The sequence below is a fragment of the Sulfurimonas limnophila genome, assembly GCF_059705345.1.
On the sequence record NZ_AP046127.1, the window covers coordinates 1101144 to 1120143 of the forward strand.

Annotated in this window: 16 protein-coding genes; 12 read left to right on the forward strand and 4 right to left on the reverse strand. The window is 34.2% G+C overall.

Annotated elements, in window-relative coordinates; translation table 11 throughout:
- Positions 1–2 precede the first annotated feature (2 nt).
- The 3 genes from AC6H33_RS05645 to AC6H33_RS05655 form a co-directional block, all read right to left on the reverse strand.
- Positions 3–2564 (reverse strand): EAL domain-containing protein, encoded by a 2562-nt coding sequence (locus AC6H33_RS05645; RefSeq protein WP_497603906.1) that lies wholly within the window; start codon positions 2562–2564, stop codon positions 3–5.
- Positions 2565–2641: 77 nt separating this feature from the next.
- Positions 2642–3151: a flagellar basal body-associated FliL family protein gene (locus AC6H33_RS05650; RefSeq protein ID WP_497603907.1), complete on the reverse strand. Its 510-nt coding sequence runs from the start codon at positions 3149–3151 to the stop codon at positions 2642–2644.
- A 45-nt stretch (positions 3152–3196) separates the two neighbouring features.
- Entirely contained in the window at positions 3197–4561 is a 1365-nt protein-coding gene (locus tag AC6H33_RS05655) for an IS4 family transposase (RefSeq protein WP_497603908.1), read from the reverse strand.
- Positions 4562–4787: 226 nt separating this feature from the next.
- Between AC6H33_RS05655 and AC6H33_RS05660 the strand changes: the two genes are divergently transcribed.
- The 8 genes from AC6H33_RS05660 (at position 4788) to AC6H33_RS05695 (ending at position 13361) form a co-directional block, all read left to right on the forward strand.
- Positions 4788–5036, forward strand: coding sequence for a S4 domain-containing protein (locus AC6H33_RS05660; RefSeq protein ID WP_497603909.1), 249 nt, complete (start codon positions 4788–4790; stop codon positions 5034–5036).
- Positions 5033–6019, forward strand: coding sequence for an anthranilate phosphoribosyltransferase (gene trpD, locus AC6H33_RS05665; RefSeq protein WP_497603910.1), 987 nt, complete (start codon positions 5033–5035; stop codon positions 6017–6019). Before AC6H33_RS05660 ends, trpD begins: the two co-directional genes overlap by 4 nt.
- On the forward strand, positions 6016–6429 hold the full coding sequence (tsaE, locus tag AC6H33_RS05670; RefSeq protein WP_497603911.1) for a tRNA (adenosine(37)-N6)-threonylcarbamoyltransferase complex ATPase subunit type 1 TsaE: 414 nt from the start codon (positions 6016–6018) through the stop codon (positions 6427–6429). The genes trpD and tsaE overlap by 4 nt, the downstream gene beginning before the upstream one ends.
- Entirely contained in the window at positions 6417–7139 is a 723-nt protein-coding gene (lptB, locus tag AC6H33_RS05675) for an LPS export ABC transporter ATP-binding protein (RefSeq protein ID WP_497603912.1), read from the forward strand. The genes tsaE and lptB overlap by 13 nt, the downstream gene beginning before the upstream one ends.
- A 15-nt stretch (positions 7140–7154) precedes the next feature.
- Entirely contained in the window at positions 7155–8423 is a 1269-nt protein-coding gene (locus AC6H33_RS05680; protein ID WP_497603913.1) for an RNA polymerase factor sigma-54, read from the forward strand.
- Between the two features lie 18 nt (positions 8424–8441).
- Complete coding sequence (locus tag AC6H33_RS05685) at positions 8442–11528, forward strand: type ISP restriction/modification enzyme (protein ID WP_497603914.1); 3087 nt, start codon at positions 8442–8444, stop codon at positions 11526–11528.
- Positions 11529–11664: 136 nt separating this feature from the next.
- A complete protein-coding gene (locus tag AC6H33_RS05690; protein WP_497603915.1) occupies positions 11665–12531 on the forward strand; it encodes an ORF6N domain-containing protein in 867 nt (288 codons plus the stop codon).
- Positions 12532–12602: 71 nt separating this feature from the next.
- Complete coding sequence (locus AC6H33_RS05695; protein WP_497603916.1) at positions 12603–13361, forward strand: TIGR02757 family protein; 759 nt, start codon at positions 12603–12605, stop codon at positions 13359–13361.
- A gap of 16 nt (positions 13362–13377) precedes the next feature.
- Here the strand turns inward: AC6H33_RS05695 and AC6H33_RS05700 are convergent, their stop codons facing one another.
- Positions 13378–14025, reverse strand: a complete 648-nt coding sequence (locus AC6H33_RS05700; RefSeq protein ID WP_497603917.1) for a helicase-related protein — start codon at positions 14023–14025, stop codon at positions 13378–13380.
- A 115-nt stretch (positions 14026–14140) separates the two neighbouring features.
- On the opposite strand from AC6H33_RS05700, the gene AC6H33_RS05705 reads away from it, so the two are divergent.
- The 4 genes from AC6H33_RS05705 to AC6H33_RS05720 all read left to right on the forward strand — a co-directional run bounded on the left by AC6H33_RS05705 (position 14141) and on the right by AC6H33_RS05720 (position 18854).
- Complete coding sequence (locus AC6H33_RS05705; RefSeq protein WP_497603918.1) at positions 14141–14890, forward strand: M48 family metallopeptidase; 750 nt, start codon at positions 14141–14143, stop codon at positions 14888–14890.
- Positions 14891–15083: 193 nt separating this feature from the next.
- Positions 15084–15512, forward strand: coding sequence for a CoA-binding protein (locus tag AC6H33_RS05710; RefSeq protein ID WP_497603919.1), 429 nt, complete (start codon positions 15084–15086; stop codon positions 15510–15512).
- A 9-nt stretch (positions 15513–15521) separates the two neighbouring features.
- The gene (ilvA, locus tag AC6H33_RS05715) at positions 15522–16724 is read left to right on the forward strand and encodes a threonine ammonia-lyase (protein WP_497603920.1); all 1203 of its coding nucleotides are present in this window, start codon (positions 15522–15524) and stop codon (positions 16722–16724) included.
- A 6-nt stretch (positions 16725–16730) separates the two neighbouring features.
- A complete protein-coding gene (locus tag AC6H33_RS05720) occupies positions 16731–18854 on the forward strand; it encodes a WD40 repeat domain-containing protein (protein WP_497603921.1) in 2124 nt (707 codons plus the stop codon).
- Positions 18855–19000 lie beyond the last annotated feature (146 nt).

The following is a 19000-nucleotide window of genomic DNA, read 5'->3' on the forward strand; positions in this document are numbered from 1 at the left end:
ATTTATAAATCTTCTGCTTTGCAAGGTCTAGCCAAAAGGTAGCCTTGAAAGTAGTTGCATCCAAGCTCTTTTAATATCTCAAATTGCTCTATCGTCTCCACTCCCTCAGCTATAACTTCATAACTAAACTCTTCTCCAAGCATAATGATAGCTCTTACAATCGTTACATCCGAGCTATTTTCGCTAAGTCCAAAAACAAACGATTGGTCTATTTTTAGTTCATCAATTTGTAGATTTTTTAGATACCCCAAGTTTGAGTATCCTGTCCCAAAATCATCTATGGAAGTTGTGATGCCAAATCTTTTTAACTCTCTTATCTTATCTATTGCTTCTTCTTTATCTTCTATAAACACACCCTCTGTAAGCTCAATTCTCAGCTTTGAAGAGTCTATATTTTTAGAAATTAGCAACTCTTTTGTGTTATGGACAAAGTTCTTTTCTCTAAACTGAAGAGGGCTTACATTTACAGAGATTCTCCACTCTTTTTTGATGCTCTCTTTGCTCCACAGCAGTAGCATATCGGTAGCACTCTCTAGCACAAACGCTCCTATCTCTCTTATAATCCCAGACTCTTCGGCAAGAGGTATGAACTCTGCTGGTGAAATAAAGCCAAGAGATGGGTGATTCCATCTTATAAGAGCTTCAACACCTACTACTTTTTTATCTTTGTCGAACTGTTTTTGGTAATTTAAGAAGAGCTCATTTTTTTTGATAGCCTCTTTTAGATTTTGGAGCATTTGAGATTTCTGCTTTGTCATAATCTGAAGAGATTCATCATAAAACCGTATAGTGTTTTTCCCATCACTTTTTGCTGTTCTCATCGCATATTCTGCTTGATTTAGAAGTTTGTTTGCAGATGTGTTGTCTAAAAATAGAGTAATTCCGATACTACAAGTAAGATAGATAGAATTTTGAAATGGCTCAGTTATTGTCTCTTGAAGAGAGAGCGCACTGTTTTTTACTATCATTGCACTCTGCTTCTCATCTTTTGATATATTTTCAAAAAGAATCAAAAATTTATCACTGCTGTGTCTTGCTATAAGAGATGCAGTTATAGCTTTTTTTATCAGTCGCTTAGATATCTCTTTTAAAATCTCATCCCCAGCAGTTTTGTCCATAATGTCATTTATGTTTTTAAAATTATCTAAATCCACAAATAAAAGAGCACCATATTTAAGCTCTTTTCTGCTCTCTTGCAGAGACTGTTCGAGATGAGTTTCAAAGAGTTTTTGATTTGCAAGAAATGTAAGTTGGTCATAAAAAGAGAGTCTCATAATCGCATCTTTTTGATAAAATGAGTTCATAGCAAAACCAATATCGCCAGAGAGCTCGTTTATCATATCTTGCTCCTCTTTGCTTAGTCCAAACTCTTTCTTTGTGCAGATGCGAAGAACACCAATAGCCTCATTTGAGTGAATATTTTTTCTAAGCGGAACAATATATATCTCAGTTACACCATTTTGTTTCATATTTAATTGACACTGAGGTGATATTTTTTCATTAAAGTTTTTGATTGATACAGAGTTGTTGCTTTTAAAAACATCTCTCTCTATCTCATATATGTCAAACTCTTTATCAAGCCCAAGAGATGCTTTTACGGTTAGCTCATTATCTTCAATTGTCAATATTTTAACAGCAGAAAAAGCACTGTTTGAGTAGATAGATTCGGCTGTATTTTTGATTAGTTCATCTATATCTTGTGCTGTGATTAGTATCTGGTTGCAGTCAGCTACTGTTCTTAGTATGGAGAAGAGCTCTTTTTGAGTTTTATTTGCAACTTCAAGTTGCTCTTTTTGCTCCTCAAGTGTTGCTGTTTTTTTTCTAACTTCATCTTGTAGAACTATCTTTTGTTCTACCTCTTGAGTTGTTATTTTTTTAATAGAGAAGTAGATTACTAAAAGAAGTATAGATATAACGATCCAATTAAAAAAAGTGCTTTTGTAGAAGTTGTTTACTACTATCTTTTCTAAATTTTCTATAGGAATTTTAATACTTGTAACTCCCCTTACATCACCTATCTTGTAGTCATAAGCAGAGTCATATCTGTCTCTTATGTATGGATAAACATCCTCTTTTTTCCCATGACACGATAGGCAGTATCCCTCTATAAGAAGAGGGGCTGTGTATCGAAACACCTCTTTCTTGTTCTCTACTACTTTTTCTATGATTGAGCTTATTTTTGGGTTGTTTTTAAACTGCTCCATAGCTCTTAGCTCAAAGCTATCAGCCATATTTTTAGGATTTCTTGGTCTGTCTGTAACATTTCTGATAGATATTTTGTCTTTTGAAATCTCTGAAAATTTATCGCTTATGGAAGTTGAAGCATGTGCTGGAAGAAAACCTACAGTTGAGTCATTTAGGTCTATACCGCTATCTACAAACTGTTGATGATAAACATACCGCATAGATATAAAATACTCTTTTAGTGATTCAGCTTTTGATAATGCTCTTGTTTGAATATGCTCATTAATTTGCTGGTATGTATGAAAAGTTAAAATAGAATTTGAGATTATGACAAGGGTAGAGGTTAACCAAAAGATTTTTTTATTAAGATGAATAACCATAACTTTACATCCTTATTTTGGATATTTCACATTATTTCAATATATTAGCACAGATTTATATCTTTTGAGGATATGTTTTATTGAACGATAAATTTGTTGAAATAGACCTCTTCAACAGTGCTGTCTTTGAGATTTTGATTTAATTTTTTTTTGATATTTTGACTTATTTTGTTGTTATTTAGATTCATCTCAAAATTTTTACTCTCTAGCATTGCGTCGATAGTTGCATCTCTAAGCAGAGCAGCTTTTTGTCTAAATTCATCTCTTGGGCTATCTAAAAAGGTTACGTTATCTTTTGGTTTGTGGATAATTGAGATATTTGCTATAAGTTTTTTATTTCCAGATACATTAAAGACGAAATCTCCTAAATTTACCTCGTTTTGACCAACTATTGAAACGGACATAGAGTCACTTTTAGAACTACCGATTTGTTGTATAAAACCTCTTGGTGATTTGTCGGCAACATCATATTTTTTTAGTTTGGAAAAATCAGAACTTTGTACTCCTAAAATAAGTAGTAAAACAGTAATTGCTAAAATGACTATAATGATTGCTTTTTTGATTATAACTCTTCTTCTGTTTTTCATATTTGCCTCAATTATATAAATTTTTGATTGATTAACTATTATTACTCAGCTTTCGCACATAAAACCCAACTCTTTTTGAGTATAAGCGTTGAGTACAGCGAGAATAGTCAGTAAATCTTTATTATCCTTGACAACATTTTCAATTTCAGAGATTTTTGTCAGTATTTGAATGAAGAGTTGCATTGATATTGCAAGAGTTTCAAGCTCACACTCTAAGTCTCTAAATAATTCTCCTAGAGTTTGTGGCTCATGTTTTATGCGATTGATATAGCTTACAATGTTGTAGGCAAACATTGAGAGAGTTATTTTTGCAATTAGTGATTCATAGATACGATTCTCTTCTTTGCCAAACCCAAACAGGTTTCGCAAATCTTTGTAACCTTGCTCAATATTCCATCTCTTTTTATAAGTTGCTAGAATCTCTTTGCCTATAATGATAATATCAGTTGAGATAAAAACCAACAAGTCTTTACCTGTGTGCAAAAATACGAGCTTGACTTTGCCTAGAACAGCATGTTCTACAATTGCATCGAAATATTTATAAGATATTTTTCCATGTTTGCCACTCTGTTTATGACGAGAGTTTTTCATACTATCATAGATTGCATTCATAGTTTTATGTTTGCCCTTAAAGTTCCAAATGAGTTTATTATTTGGAAGTCTTGCTATTACTGGCATGCCAAGCTCATTAGCTTGATGTATGAAGTCTGGTTTAGCGTACCAACTGTCTATAAGTAGGTAGTCTGCATCTACCCCTTGCTCTAACGCTCTCTCAAGCATCTCAATAGCTAAAATGTTTTTACCTTTGAGAGATTCAACTTTACGCTTATGAGAATTACTACGATGATGAACAGTTGAAGTGAATTCAGATATATCTTTTCGACGACTATCATTCATCTTGATGGAAAAATCAAGTTGAAATGTTGAATGTGAATCTGCATAATTTAGAGATACGATATTGAGCGCATTTATGCTTCTGTGCTCTTTATTGCTCCAAATATATTTACAGCTTCCTTCAATATGTTTACCACTTTTAGCTTCGACTGTGTCATCAATAATGAGCAAGCGATGTTCACCGTTTTTATGTAGAGGTTTTATTCTTTGCAAAAGCGCAGTAGTGCTTAGTATTAAAAACTTTCGCCAGTTGTAACGACTCTCTTTGATAAATCGGTAATAAGCGTCTTTGCCAAATGCACTATCGCTCTTTTTTATGAATGTAGACTGTCTTTTATTCATGATAAGCATATACACGAAGTGTAAGATTATTTGAAATGGTGGATAGCCGACATTTCGTTTAATGAAGTTGCTCTGCTTGAGTATTTTTGTGATTTTTATCTCTATTAGCACTTCAAGGATTGGATTCTTTAATATGCTTTTCATAGCAGTTTCTATATAATTTGCAAGTTCCATAAAATAGACCTTTATAATGATGTTAGTGGTAACATAATTATACTAAAAAGCGCCTATTTATGGGCTTTCGTAGATAAATTAAACATCAAAATCTATGTGCGAAAGTTGAGTATTATTATACATAAAAAATAAAAAAAGAACTTTGACGCAAAAAATGTTCCACTTCTTACATTCTTTTCAGTTTTATTACTCTACAATATACGAAAAAATCAGGGCAGTGTTTTAAATGAGAATAGATAAATTTTTAAATGCGGTAAATATAACTAAAAGACGCTCAGTTTCACAAGACATGATAGCAAACGGGGTCGTTTTAATTGGTACTACGGTTGCAAAAGCAAGTAAAAATGTTGAAGTCGGCTCAATCATCACTATAAATTACTTAGAGTCCTCAAAAAAATATAGAGTTCTTAAAATACCAACTACAAAATCAACACCAAAAAGTCTTCAAGATGAGTATATAGAGGAGGTAGTATGAGTTACGAGGAGGCAAAAAGAGCGTTCAATGCGCTTTTTATGCATGAGATGAGCGATAATGAGATGCTTGAGTTTTTACTGAGTATAAAGCTTGATGAAGAGACTAAAACAGAGGTTATCGCTGCTGCTGCAGAAGTTATGCGCTCTTTTGCTATCAAGCTACCAATCTCAGATGAACTTCGCTCTAAAGTCATAGATATAGTGGGAACAGGTGGCGATAAGATAGGAAGTTTTAATATCTCATCAACAGTTGCCATCCTATGTGCATCATGTGGAAGTATGGTTGCAAAGCATGGAAGCAGATCTGTTACTTCAAAATCTGGAAGTGCTGATATGTTTGAAGAACTAGGCGTTAGACTTGACTTAAATCTAAAAGATAGCGCAAGGCTCTTAGAAGAGAGCGGATTTACTTTTATGTTTGCTCAAGCACACCATCCAGCTATGCATTTTATCATGCCAATTAGAAAAAAGATACCTCAAAAAACTATCTTTAACATACTTGGCCCTCTGACAAATCCAGCAGAGACTAAAAAATCTCTACTTGGTGTTTTTCATAAATCTTTTGTTTCCAAAATGGCAGAAGCACTCCGCATAAATGGTGCAACTTCTACTATGGTTGTTAGCTCTGCTGAGGGAATGGATGAGATAAGTATAAGTGACATAACGTATGCTTCTCAGTTAAAGAGCGGAGTTGTTCATGAGTTTATAATCGACCCTCAAGAGTACGGCATAAAAAAAGCCCCATTAGCGGCGATAATAGGCGGAGAAGCAAAAGATAATGCACTCATACTACATAATATCTTTAATGATAAAGCGACAGACGCTCAAAGAGATATTGTTATGTTAAATACAGCCTCTGCTTTAATAGTTGATGGTTTGGCTCGTGATATTCAAGATGGCTTAGAGATAGCGCAAAGTGCTATAAAAACAGGAAAAGCCAAAGAAAAGTTAAAACAAATCATTGAAATATCAAATAAATTATGAAAACATACACTTTATCACTTAATGAAATAGATACAATTGTTAGAGATATAGCAAAAGAGTTTAAGAGTGGTGTAGTTATCTTGCGAGGTGACTTAGCAGCTGGAAAAACAACATTTGTCAAAAAGATGGCTCTTTATTTGGGGGTTGAAGAAGAGGTTACATCACCAACTTTCTCACTTCAACACGCATACTCTAAAAATGTATTTCATTACGATATGTATAACCATGGACTTGATCATTTTATATCTTTGGGGATGCTTGAAGAGCTTGAAAAAGAGGGCCTTCATTTTATTGAGTGGGGTGATGAGAAGATTATAGAAATTTTAATGGAAGCAGGAATTGATGTGATGAGTATAGATATAGAAAAAATTTCAACCGATAAAAGAGAGTATAAATTATGCATATATTAAGAGCTGTAAATTTAAAAAAGAGTATCAAAGAGTTAGAGATAGTAAAAGGTATGAGCTTAGAGGTTAAAAGTGGCGAAGTTGTAGGGCTTTTAGGACCAAACGGAGCTGGAAAAACAACTACTTTTTATATGATTTGCGGACTTGTAGAATCAAGTGGCGGAGAGGTCTATTTTGATGATGAGAATTTATCTGGAATGCCACTGCACCAAAGAGCACTAAAGGGTATAGGCTACCTTCCACAAGAGGCATCAATCTTTAAGGATTTAAGTGTTGAAGAGAACCTTTTAATCGCCGCAGAGGTAGAGATAAAAGATAAAGAAGCTCAAGAGAAAAGAATACTAGAACTTCTTGATATGTTCAACATTGAGCCTATTCGCTACCGTAAGGGTGTAAGCCTCAGCGGTGGAGAGCGTCGACGTGTCGAGATAGCACGAGCACTTGTAAATAAGCCTAAATTTCTGCTTCTTGATGAGCCTTTTGCTGGAGTTGACCCGATAGCAGTTATGGATATCCAGACAGTTATAAAACAGCTTGTATCTTATGGAATCGGTGTTTTGATAACTGATCATAATGTTCGTGAGACGCTTGATGTTTGTGACAGAGCTTATGTTATAAAATCTGGCTCACTTTTAGCGAGTGGAACAAGTGATGAGATAGGTAAAAATGCTGATGTTAGAACGCACTATCTAGGCGAGGAGTTTAAGCTTTAAGAGGCTTATATAACCATGGCACAATTAAGGCAGACGCAAAGCGTAGAAAATAAGCATAAATTATCAAATACTTTACGCAATTGGTTACCTATTTTGCACTCAAGTCTGAGCGATTTGGGCGAGGCTATGTCTCCATTTGTAGATGCAAATCCAATCATAGAGATAAGTTCTGGATTTGAAGATAGTTTTGAGAAACTTCTTCCAAAAAAAATAGTTAGCAGTTCTGTTGCCAACACAAGAACTGAACAGATAGAAGCGCTTACTTTTGTCAAAAAATCACTCTATGATGTTTTGGATGAGCAGATAGAAGCGCCACTGTTTCCAACTCCAATTTCGCAAAAAATAGCCTCTTTTGTAGTTTGCAATCTTGATGAAAATGGCTATTATGAGGGCGATAGTGAAGAGTTTTGCGAAAATAATTCTATAACGATAGAAGAGTTTGAAAAGATACGTTTGCGTTTCGCACATGCCGAGCCAGTCGGTATTTGCGCTAAAGGACTCTCTGAATCATTTTTGTTTCAGTTGGATAGCTCAGATATAAGTGATGAAGTCTATCCTTTGGCGATAAAAGTTATAAAAGATATATCAAATATTTATGATTATTCAAATGAGGCTGGATTTTCTGAAGTTATGCGAGTTCTTACTACGTTTAAAAACCCTCCTGCTATTGAGTATCTTGAGGAATCTGCACAGGTTATTCCAGATTTGATGATATTTTTTAATGAAGATGACTCAATAGAGGTAAAACTAAACGATGCCTACTACCCAACCATAACCATTGATACGAACTACTCAGTAGAGCATGATTACATCTCACAAAAAATCAAAGAGGCAAAAAGCTTAGTTGATGCCCTTGATATGAGAAAAGCGACACTCTACAAAGTAGGGCTTATGATAGTTGAGTATCAGTATGAGTTTTTTACAGGTGGCGCTATTATGCCACTCACGTTAAAGACGTTAGCAGATGAGTTTGGACACAACCCATCAACCATATCAAGAGCTATTGCAAACAAATATATCGCATGTGATAGAGGTGTTTACGCTATGAAAGAGTTCTTTACAACTGCCATAGATGAAGATGTCTCAAACGCAGCGATAAAAGAGTTTGTGGTAAATTTGGTAAAGAGTGAAAATAGAAAAAAACCACTAAGCGATATGAAGCTCTTAGAACTTATCCAAGATAAATTCAAAGTCCAAATGGTACGCCGTACTATCGCAAAATATAGAAAACAATTAAACATAGCAGGTTCAAGTGAGCGAAAAAAACTCTATCATCTACATTAAAAATAAAAAAGGGTTTAAATGATTTCAATTACAAACTATCTTAACAGTGTCAATAGACTTTTTCAAACTGGAAATGCAAGAGAACATAGTTATAGAGGCGATTTACAGCATCTTTTAAATGAAATCATAAACGACAAAGATATAGTTGTCACAAATGAACCTGCAAGGATTAGAGAGGTTGGTGCGCCTGATTACAGCATCACAAAAAAAGACATTCCAATCGGCTACATCGAGGCTAAAGACATTGACAAGCCACTTGATAGCAAAGAGTATAAAGAGCAGTTTGAGCGTTATAAAAATGCACTTGACAACCTCATTATTACCGATTATTTGGATTTTTGGTTTTATAGAAGTGGTGAGTTGATAGAAAAAATTTCTATCGCTAAGATAGAAGATGGCAAGATAGTTGCGCAAGAGAAAAACTTCTCTCTTTTTACAAACAACATTTTAAACTTTACCGCGCATGTATCACGAAGCATTACAAGCCCTATAAAACTTGCAAAACTTATGGCAGGAAAGGCACGACTTCTTGAAAATGTGATAGAAAAAGCTATTTTAAGCGATGAAGAGAGTGATGCAAATAATTCACTCCGTAATGAGATGAAAATCTTTAAAGCCAATCTCATCCATGACATAACTCCAAGCTCTTTTGCCGATATTTACGCGCAAACCATAGCCTATGGAATGTTTGCTGCAAGGCTTCATGACACGACTTTGGAAGACTTTTCAAGACAAGAAGCGCAATATCTCATCCCAAAATCTAACCCTTTTTTGAGAGGGCTTTTTAGCTACATAAGTGGAGCGGATTGTGATGACAGACTTATTTGGATAATCGATTCTCTTGCAGAGGTATTTTTAGCGACGGATGTTGCCAAAATTCTTGAGGGCTTTTTTCAAAAAAGCGGAATGAACGACCCGATAATCCACTTTTATGAAACATTTTTGGCGGAGTACAATCCCGCACTTAGAAAAAGCAGGGGCGTTTGGTACACTCCCGAGGCGGTTGTAAATTTCATCGTTCGGGCATGTGATGAAGTGCTCAAAGATGAGTTTGATTTGCCAGAAGGTTTAACAGATGACACCAAAATCAAAATAAGCGTAGATGATTTAGATGCTGGAAGAACAGCAGGTGGAAAGCTCAGACAAAAAGAAAAAGAGGTTCACAAAGTCCAGATTTTAGACCCTGCAACGGGAACGGGAACATTTTTGGCAGAGACTATTAAGTTTATAAAAAAAGACTTTTTTGGCTCGTGGAGCTCTTATGTAGAAAACGACCTTATTCCAAGGCTCAACGGTTTTGAGCTTTTGATGGCAAGTTACGCGATGGCTCATCTAAAACTTGATTTGCTTCTCATGGAGAGCGGATACAAGCCGATTAATCAAAAAAGATTTAATGTTTTTTTAACAAACTCTCTTGAAGAGCATCATGAACAAGCGGGAACACTTTTTAGTTCGTATTTGGCAAACGAAAGCAAAGAAGCAGACCGTGTAAAAAAAGAGACTCCCGTGATGGTTGTGATGGGAAATCCGCCGTATAGCGGAGAGAGTTCCAATAAGGGCGAGTGGATTATGAATCTCATGGAAGATTATAAAAAAGAGCCAGAGGGAAAAGAAAAACTAAAAGAGAAAAATCCAAAATGGATTAATGATGATTATGTAAAGTTCTTACGCTATGGACAGCACTATATAGAAAAAAATAGTGAGGGGATTTTAGCGTTTATCAATCCACATGGGTTTTTGGATAATCCTACTTTTCGTGGAATGCGTTGGAATCTACTCAAAACTTATGACAAGATTTATACAATCGATTTACATGGCAATAGTAAGAAAAAAGAAGTTTGTCTTGATGGAAGTAAAGATGAAAATGTCTTTGACATTATGCAAGGTGTTGCGATTACGATTTTTATTAAAACAGGGAAGAAAAAAGCAAATGAGCTTGGGAGAGTGTTTCATTATGATTTGTTTGGAAAACGAGAGTTTAAGTATGACTTTTTAACAAACAACTCTTTAAAAACTATCTCATTTCAAGAGTTGCCAAATATTGCTCCAAACTATTTTTTTGTGGCTAAAAATTTTGATGAGCAGAAAGTTTATGATAAGGGATTTGCAGTTAATGAGCTTTTTTCTTTAAGTAATGTTGGAATTGTAACAGCAAAAGACGCAATTTTAGTCAATAGCTCAAATGAAGAATTAACAAAGAATGTAGAAGATTTTTATAAAATCGAAGCTAATCAAAGTTTGATTCAAAAAATTTCTTATCGCCCATTTGATGATAGGTTCGTTTATTATGATACGAAACTTATCGAAAGAGCAAGAGAAAAAGTTATGAAGCATTTTTTGATGGGTGAAAATATTGGAATATCACTTTGTAAGCAATTCAAATCAGGTGAAACATATCAACATATTTTACTTACTAATAAAATTATTGAGAGTTCTTTTGTATCAAATAAAACAAGCGAAATTACAAGTATTTTTCCTCTTTACCTCTACCCAGATAATAACTCACTAGAAACCAAGCGTTCGCCAAATCTAAATCTTGAAATAGTTGCTAGTATTGAAAAAGCATTGAATCTAAAATTTGTAAATGAAAAAATAGAAGATAAAACCACTTTCGCACCTATCGATATACTAGATTATATCTACGCAGTTTTGCACTCGCCAAATTACATAGAAACCTACAAAGAGTTTTTGAAGATAGATTTTCCTCGTGTACCGTTTCCACATGCCGACACTTTTTGGCAATTGGTGGCATGTGGAACTGAACTCAGAGCCTTGCATTTGCTAGAAGATGAGAGCTTAAATGAACGAATCATAGAGATAGATGACGGAAACCCGCTCATTACAAATAAACTAAATCAAAAAGATTTTATCGTAGCAAATGAAAAAGTTACCCTGCAAATCAACCCTGAAGTAACCATCTCAAACATTCCTCTCATCGCATGGGAATTTTACATAGGCGGCTATCAACCAGCCCAAAAATGGCTCAAAGATAGAGTAGGGCGAGAACTAAGCAGAAGTGATTTGAAACACTACAACCGCATCATAAACGCACTCATAAAAACAGATGAGATTATGAAAAAAATCGATACGATTTTTGAGGTTTGAGAAGTGAGTGATACTTCTCGTTCCAAGCGTCTTCGTTTGGAATGCATACAAAAAAATATTTCAAAATGACATACTTTTCAATAAAAATAAATTATTTTAGTATTATGTACAAAATCAACACTTGGAAATCTGAACAATGAACAAGTTAGAAACTGTAAATAAACAAAACCTGCAAGACAAAATCCACACTATCAGAGGGCTTCAAGTTATGCTTGATAGAGATTTAGCGGAGCTTTACGAGGTAGAGACAAAGAGAATCAACGAAGCTGTAAGAAACAATCAAGATAAATTTTTAGATGATTTTCATTTCGAACTTAATGATAGTGAGTTTGAGAATTTGCGGTCGAAACTTTCGACCGCAAATTTTTCTAAGACAAGAACAAATCCAAAAGTTTTTACCGAACAGGGTATTTATATGTTGGCAACTATCTTAAAAAGCAAGATTGCTTCACAAATAACGGTATCTATCATAAGAACTTTTGCAAATATGCGAAAACTTGTTTCTCAAAATATTGTTATGTTTGAGAGATTTGAAAGAATTGAACAAAGATTATTCGTTCATGATAAAAATTTTGACAAACTTTTTGATGCATTTGAACAAAAAATGCAAAAACCAGATAAAGGAATTTTTTTCGATGGGCAAATATACGATGCGTATGCCTTTATAAATGATTTGTTTCGTAGTGCAAAAAGTGAAGTGGTGCTGATAGACAACTATATAGACGACACTGTTTTTACATTTTTTAGCAAATATACGAACTTAAAAATAAAAATTTATACACAAACAATCTCAAAACAACTTCGTCTTGACTATCAAAAATATAGTTCCCAATATAAAAACATAGAGTTAAAAGAGTTTAAAAACGCTCATGATAGATTTATGATAATCGACAACAAAGAAGTTTATCATATCGGAGCAAGTCTCAAAGATTTGGGTAAAAAATGGTTTGCATTTTCTAAGTTTGAGATGGAGGCTTTGGAGATTTTGGGCAGATTGAAATAACTTATAAAACTTATTGATATTTTGTGTTAGCATACGCTTAAAAAATTAATGATGTTTTTGAGGTTTAAGAAGTGAGTGATATTGATATTAAAAAACTCCTAGATTTAGAAGTTATAAAACGCAACTGCGAGGGCGAGGTTTGTGAAGAGCGACTAGACCCTATCATGGTCGCGCACCGTTACAAAGACCCAACTATATCGCTTATTTGCGCACTCTTTGCGTATGGAAATGTTAAGCAGATTGTAAAATTTTTAAACTCTCTTGATTTTGAACTGCTTAAAAAAAGTGACGAAGAGATAAAAGAGGCTCTAAAAAACCATTATTATAGATTTCAAAAAAGTGAGGATGTTATAGCTCTGTTTATAGCGCTTAAGAGAGTAGAAGAAAAAAGTACACTAAGAGATATTTTTAAGAGTGGTTACGACAACAATAGAGATGTTGTAGAGGGGATAAATGCACTTATAAAGGCTCTCCAAGAGATATATCCACATTCATCTATGGGATATAATTTTTTAATCTCGCAAATAACTACAAAAACAAAGGGCGCAGGTGCTCTAAAGCGCTGGATGATGTATCTTAGATGGATGGTAAGAGAGGACAATATTGACATGGGGTTGTGGAGTGGAGTTGATAAAAGTGACCTTATTATCCCACTAGACACACACACTTTTAATGTCTCAAAAAAGCTAGGATTACTAAATAGAAAAAGTTATGACTTAGAAGCCGCAATCGAGCTAACTGCTAAGCTTAGAGAGTTTGATGAGAGCGACCCTCTAAAGTATGATTTTGCACTTTATCGAATCGGACAAGAGAAGCTTTTGATAGATTAGATTAGATAGAATTGCTTTATTTGCTTGGCACCCATTTAGATTTTATATCAGCCTTTTTTTTAGCTCGTTGCGCCACTTTTTTGTGACGAGGTTTGTTTATTCTCTCTTTTGGAGTTGTTGTTTTACGGGCTGTATGCTCAAAATGTTCCATCTCAACTTCAGCCATTTCACACTTCACCATTAGCTCAATTGTAGCTAACATTCCCTCATCTTCTGGGTCTATTAGTGATATTGATTGACCAATTTCATCAACTAAAAGCAGAGCTTTAAAATAATCAGGCGCATCTAAAGGAAGATCGTAATTTACAACTGCGTGAATACTCTCAAGTTTTAGCGTTTCTAAGATTCTATTTGTAGTTATTAAGATTTTTGTCTCTTTAGAATTAAACGATTTTTGTGCATCTTCTATTTGAGCAACTCTGTGGTTTCCATGAACTGATATAGATTTAATTTCTTTGGTATTTAGATGTCTCATGATCTCATCAGCATTTCTCTTACTCTTTACAAGAACAATAATTTGCATGTTTTGTAGAGTTTTTAATAACTCCTCAAATATCCTATTTTTGTCATGTTGTTGTACAAAATATGCTGTTTGCTTGGTTCGGTTACCGACACTAATATAGTCATAATATTTTTTAGTTGGTTTAATGCTTTTTTCGCTCATTGGTAGTTGTATCCTTAAATGTAGAAGCGAATTATAGCTAAAGTGCATTTTATATAACTACCTAAAGCTCTTTATAAAAAAAATATTTTGATAAAATACAAAAATAGGAGATTTTATGAAAAAGATAATTTTAATAACTATCGCATTGTTATTTACAGCTTGTGTAGGCACAACACCCGTGACAAATAGAAGTCAAATAGTTTTAATGTCGCCAAGCCAAGAGAATAAAATGGGGGCAGAGGGGTATAGAGAGTTCCTCTCAAGTGCAAAAATAAGCACTGATAAAAAAGAGGCAGAGCGAGTAAAAAGAATTGGGCAAAGAATAGCACTCGCTGCCGATAAAAAAGATTTCGTATGGGAATTTAATCTTGTAGAGGACAAGCAAGTAAATGCTTTTTGTATGCCAGGAGGCAAAGTAGTTGTCTACACAGGCATCCTTTCTATAGCACATAACGATGACCAGCTTGCAACAGTAATGTCACACGAAATTGCTCACGCCTTAGCGCGACATGGAGCAGAGAGAATGAGCCATAATAAGATTTCAAGCGGTGTACAAAATCTCGGAAATATCCTCATAAAAGTAACAGCTCCAGAGTACAGTTCAGCGTTTAATACAGCTTATGGATACGGTACACAGCTAGGCATAATGCTTCCTTACAGCAGAAGTCATGAGTATGAAGCCGATGAAATAGGGATTCACTTAATGAAAAAAGCAGGGTACAACATAAATGAAGCAATCATTTTTTGGCAAAACATGAAACAAGCCAAAGGTGCTCTAAAGCCAGAGTTTCTCTCAACACACCCAAATGATGAGAATAGAATTCAGAGAATCACAGAGATAGTAAAAGAGATTAATAAAAAATAGGGCATACATTATGGGCCAGTGAGGCTATTTGCGCATTTGCTGTTTCGCTACTTGTCATTGCACTTAATAGGTCCTATCATTGTTCTTGGATGGCTTAGAATCTATTTTGGATAGCAAATCATTTCTATCTTAGTTATATCTGATAAGCTCTTTTTCGCTATAATCGCCCTAAATAAAGTAAAAAGGTTTTACCATGGAGTGCGAATTCCCGACAATAAATTCAAATAAAGATGAAATACAAGAAATTTTTAAGATGACTAAAACTATAGCTGTTATAGGGCTCTCTCCAGATGAGAGCAAGGCGAGTAACAGAGTTGCAAAATACCTTCAAGAGCATGGCTTTAAGATAGTTCCTATCTATCCAAAAGAGGAGACTATTTTGGGCGAGAAGGTTTATCGTTCACTTTTAGAAGTTCCGTTTGAAGTTGATATGGTAGATATTTTTAGAAAACCAAAAGAGCTTGATAATGTTGCGAATGACTGCATAACTCGCGGTGATGTTAAAATATTTTGGGCACAAAAAGAGATAGTAAATAATGAAGCTGCCGCAAAAGCAAAAGAGCATGGAATGAGAGTTGTACAAAATATGTGTACGATGGTAGAACATCGCGCTCTTAGTTAGGAGTTCTTTTTGTTTGATGTAAAAAAAATCTATGAAGCAAGAGAGCGAATAAAAGGCGTTGTTGTGGATACTCCGCTCTCTTATGCACCGCATCTTAGTAAAGAGAGCGGATGTGAAGTCTATCTCAAAAAAGAGAATCTCCAAGTCACTGGTGCCTTTAAAATTAGAGGTGCATACAACAAGATAGCAACTCTAAGTGACGCTCAAAGAGCATGTGGAGTAATTGCCGCAAGTGCAGGAAATCATGCTCAAGGAGTCGCACTCTCAGCTTCAATATTTGAGATAAAAGCAGTTATCATTATGCCAGAAGCAACGCCTCTTACAAAGGTAAATGGTGTTAAAAATTATGGCGCAGAAGTTATCTTGCATGGTGCAAATTATGATGAAGCATATGCTCATGCACTAGAATATGCAAAGAAAAACTCACTCACTTTTGTTCATCCATTTGAAGATGAAGAGGTTATTGCAGGGCAGGGTACTTTAGCTCTTGATATTTTAGATAAGTGCCAAGACCTTGATGCTATTGTGATACCAGCGGGTGGTGGCGGACTTATATCTGGAATGGCATGTGCGATTAAGAGTGTAAACCCTAATATCGAGGTAATTGCAGTAAGTGCGAAGGGCGCACCTGCTCTTAAGAACTCTTATGATTTAAAATCACCAATAGATAGCCTTAGTGTAAGAACTATCGCCGATGGTATAGCTGTTCGTGATACTTCTGCTATCACTTTAGCCTACATGCTAGAGAGTGTTGATAGATATATCAGCGTTGATGATGAAGAGATTGCAAGTGCTATTTTATTTTTACTTGAGAAACAAAAACTTGTAGTTGAGGGTGCTGGAGCTGTTGGAGTCGCAGCACTTTTACATGGAAAACTCTCTCATTTAAAGGAAAAGAAAGTAGCTATCGTCCTAAGCGGTGGAAATATGGACGTGACACTTCTCTCTGTTATCATAGAAAAAGGACTTCTAAAGTCTGGCAGAAAGATGAAGCTAACCGTTACACTTGTAGATAAACCAGGCTCACTTATGCGCTTTACACAGATACTCCAAGAATTAAATGCAAATATCGTTCATATCGCCTATGACAGGACTTCTATCTCTTTGGATTATGGAGATGCAAATGTTATGGTTCATGTTGAAACTAAGGGTGAAGAGCATCAACAGCAGATATATAGAGTGTTAAAAGAAGAAAATTACATAAGAGAGTAAAAAAGTATGGTGCCAGTTAAAAAAAGTAGTTTTGAAGAAGCTGTAATATACCTAAAATTTTTAGATTCAAAAACAGTTGTTAGCATAGACACTGCTACTACAATAAGGTATTTTGATACAAATAATTTAACACTTAAAGATGAGTGTAAGATGCTTGTCTTACATCACAGATACTCCACAGAGGTTGTCTCTCTAAGTTCAACTGCTACCTATTTAGCTTCAATAACTCAAGATGCAAAAGAGGCAAGACTCTATGATATTAAACACAAAAAAGTAGTAGCGTCACTGGATAGACATCAAGGGGATATTTCATGTGTTGGTATAGACCCACAAGATAAATATATGTTCTCTTGTGGAGATGATGGAGGTATATTTGGCGTAGATATCAAAACTGGACAATTGGCTTTGACTCTTCCAAGACATCTCGATATTGTCTTAGATATAGCATTTAGCAGTGATGGCAATTTAGTAGCAACTGGAAGTTATGATAAAAATATCTCTATTTTTAATTTAGCAACGAAGCTACCAAAAGGGAAGATAAAAGTTCACTCTGCACCAGTAGTTAAAGTGCATTTTTTAGATAACAACAGACTCTTTAGTATTGATAAAAAATATAGTGCCTATGTCTGGGATGTCAATACTCTAAAGGCCGTTGGAAAGTTTCCTGATATACATGATGATATTACAAGCGTTACCACAGGATATAACAATAATTTTATTTTTTTTGGCACAAGACTTGGTTATATTTTAGTGTATGATATAAATAAATATAAGCTTATTTCAAGAAGATATATAAAATTTGATCGTTTAGTGAGTGCTCTTGCCTTCAATGAAACTACAAATGAATTAGTTGTAGCAACAGAAGATGGAGAGCTTCTTGTTTATAACATTTTTCAAGGTGAAGATGAATTTATAGAGATTATTAAAGAGAAAAGATATAGTGCTATGCTCTCTTATATAGAAAAAAATCCTCTATTAAAATATACAAAAGTATCAATAGCTTTTGATGCTTTATGGGCTAAAACTATAAAAAATGCAAAAGAGTTTCTTCAAAACAGTGATAAAGCAAGTGCAATAAAGTTGTTTGAGAGCTTTAATTCTATCCCTTCAAAACGTCAATTTGCACAAAAACTTATTGAAGAGTATTCAGAATATGATAAGTTTTTAATACTTATTAAACAGAACAAACTTGCTCTTGCTTATGCATTGGCAAATCAACATCCTATATATAAAGAGACGAAAGTTTATAAAGAGATGGAATTGCAGTGGGAAAAGACATTGATTCTTGCAAAAAAATATCTTCTTGATACAAAATTAAGCCATATGGCACAAGAAATTTTCTTGCCATACAGAGGTATAAGTGAAAAAACTATACTTATTCAAGAACTTGTTTTAAATATGCGTGTGTATAAAAGATTTAGAACTGCAATCAGTCAAAAAGAGTTTAAAGTCTCTTTTGAGCTAATAAAACAAAACCCATTTTTAAAAGACTTTCCAGAGTATAACGCTTTAATTAAATACTCTGATTCTCTATATATGAGAGCTCAAACACTCCTTAACAATGGCGATACCCATGCAGCTATAAAAGTCTTTCGTATTTTGTTAGATTTTGATGACTTTAAAGATGAAGTAAAGCAAATTATAACAGAGATAGAAAATAGACACAAATTTTTTAACGCGATTGAGACTCACAATGATCTCTTATCTTATGCTATCTTAGATATATCTCCTTCATTGCAAGATACTGAAGATGGAAAAAAGCTTCAACAGCAATGGGATGATGATTTTATTAAAGCCAGTTTATTTGCACAAGAGACAGATATAGATGCAATGAAAAAAATCTTAGATAAGTATATAAAAATAAGAAGTAAAAATAGCTCTATCGCAACGGTCTTTTCTATTTTACATTTAGCACAAATAAAAAACATAATGAATGGTGAAGGAGATCAAAAAATAGTAGAGAGCGGTATAAAAAACTATCTCTTGTATTATGGTTTAACAGAGCCGATAAAAGAGTTCTTCTTGCTATTTCAAGCACAGTATCCAGAATCAAAGTTAAATATAGATTCTCAAGTATATGGAGATATGAGTAGATGGAGACCATCTATGGCAGTTGATACAATATTGTGATTAAATTGTTACTTTTTGAAGCATTTAGATAAGTTTTTATTATTAATGTAAGAAATTTGTAAAAAGTATAGATAATTTTGTTATTATTTTATCACATTTGTATTTTGTTTATCACTATTTGATAATTAAATTTACAAAAATTAAAT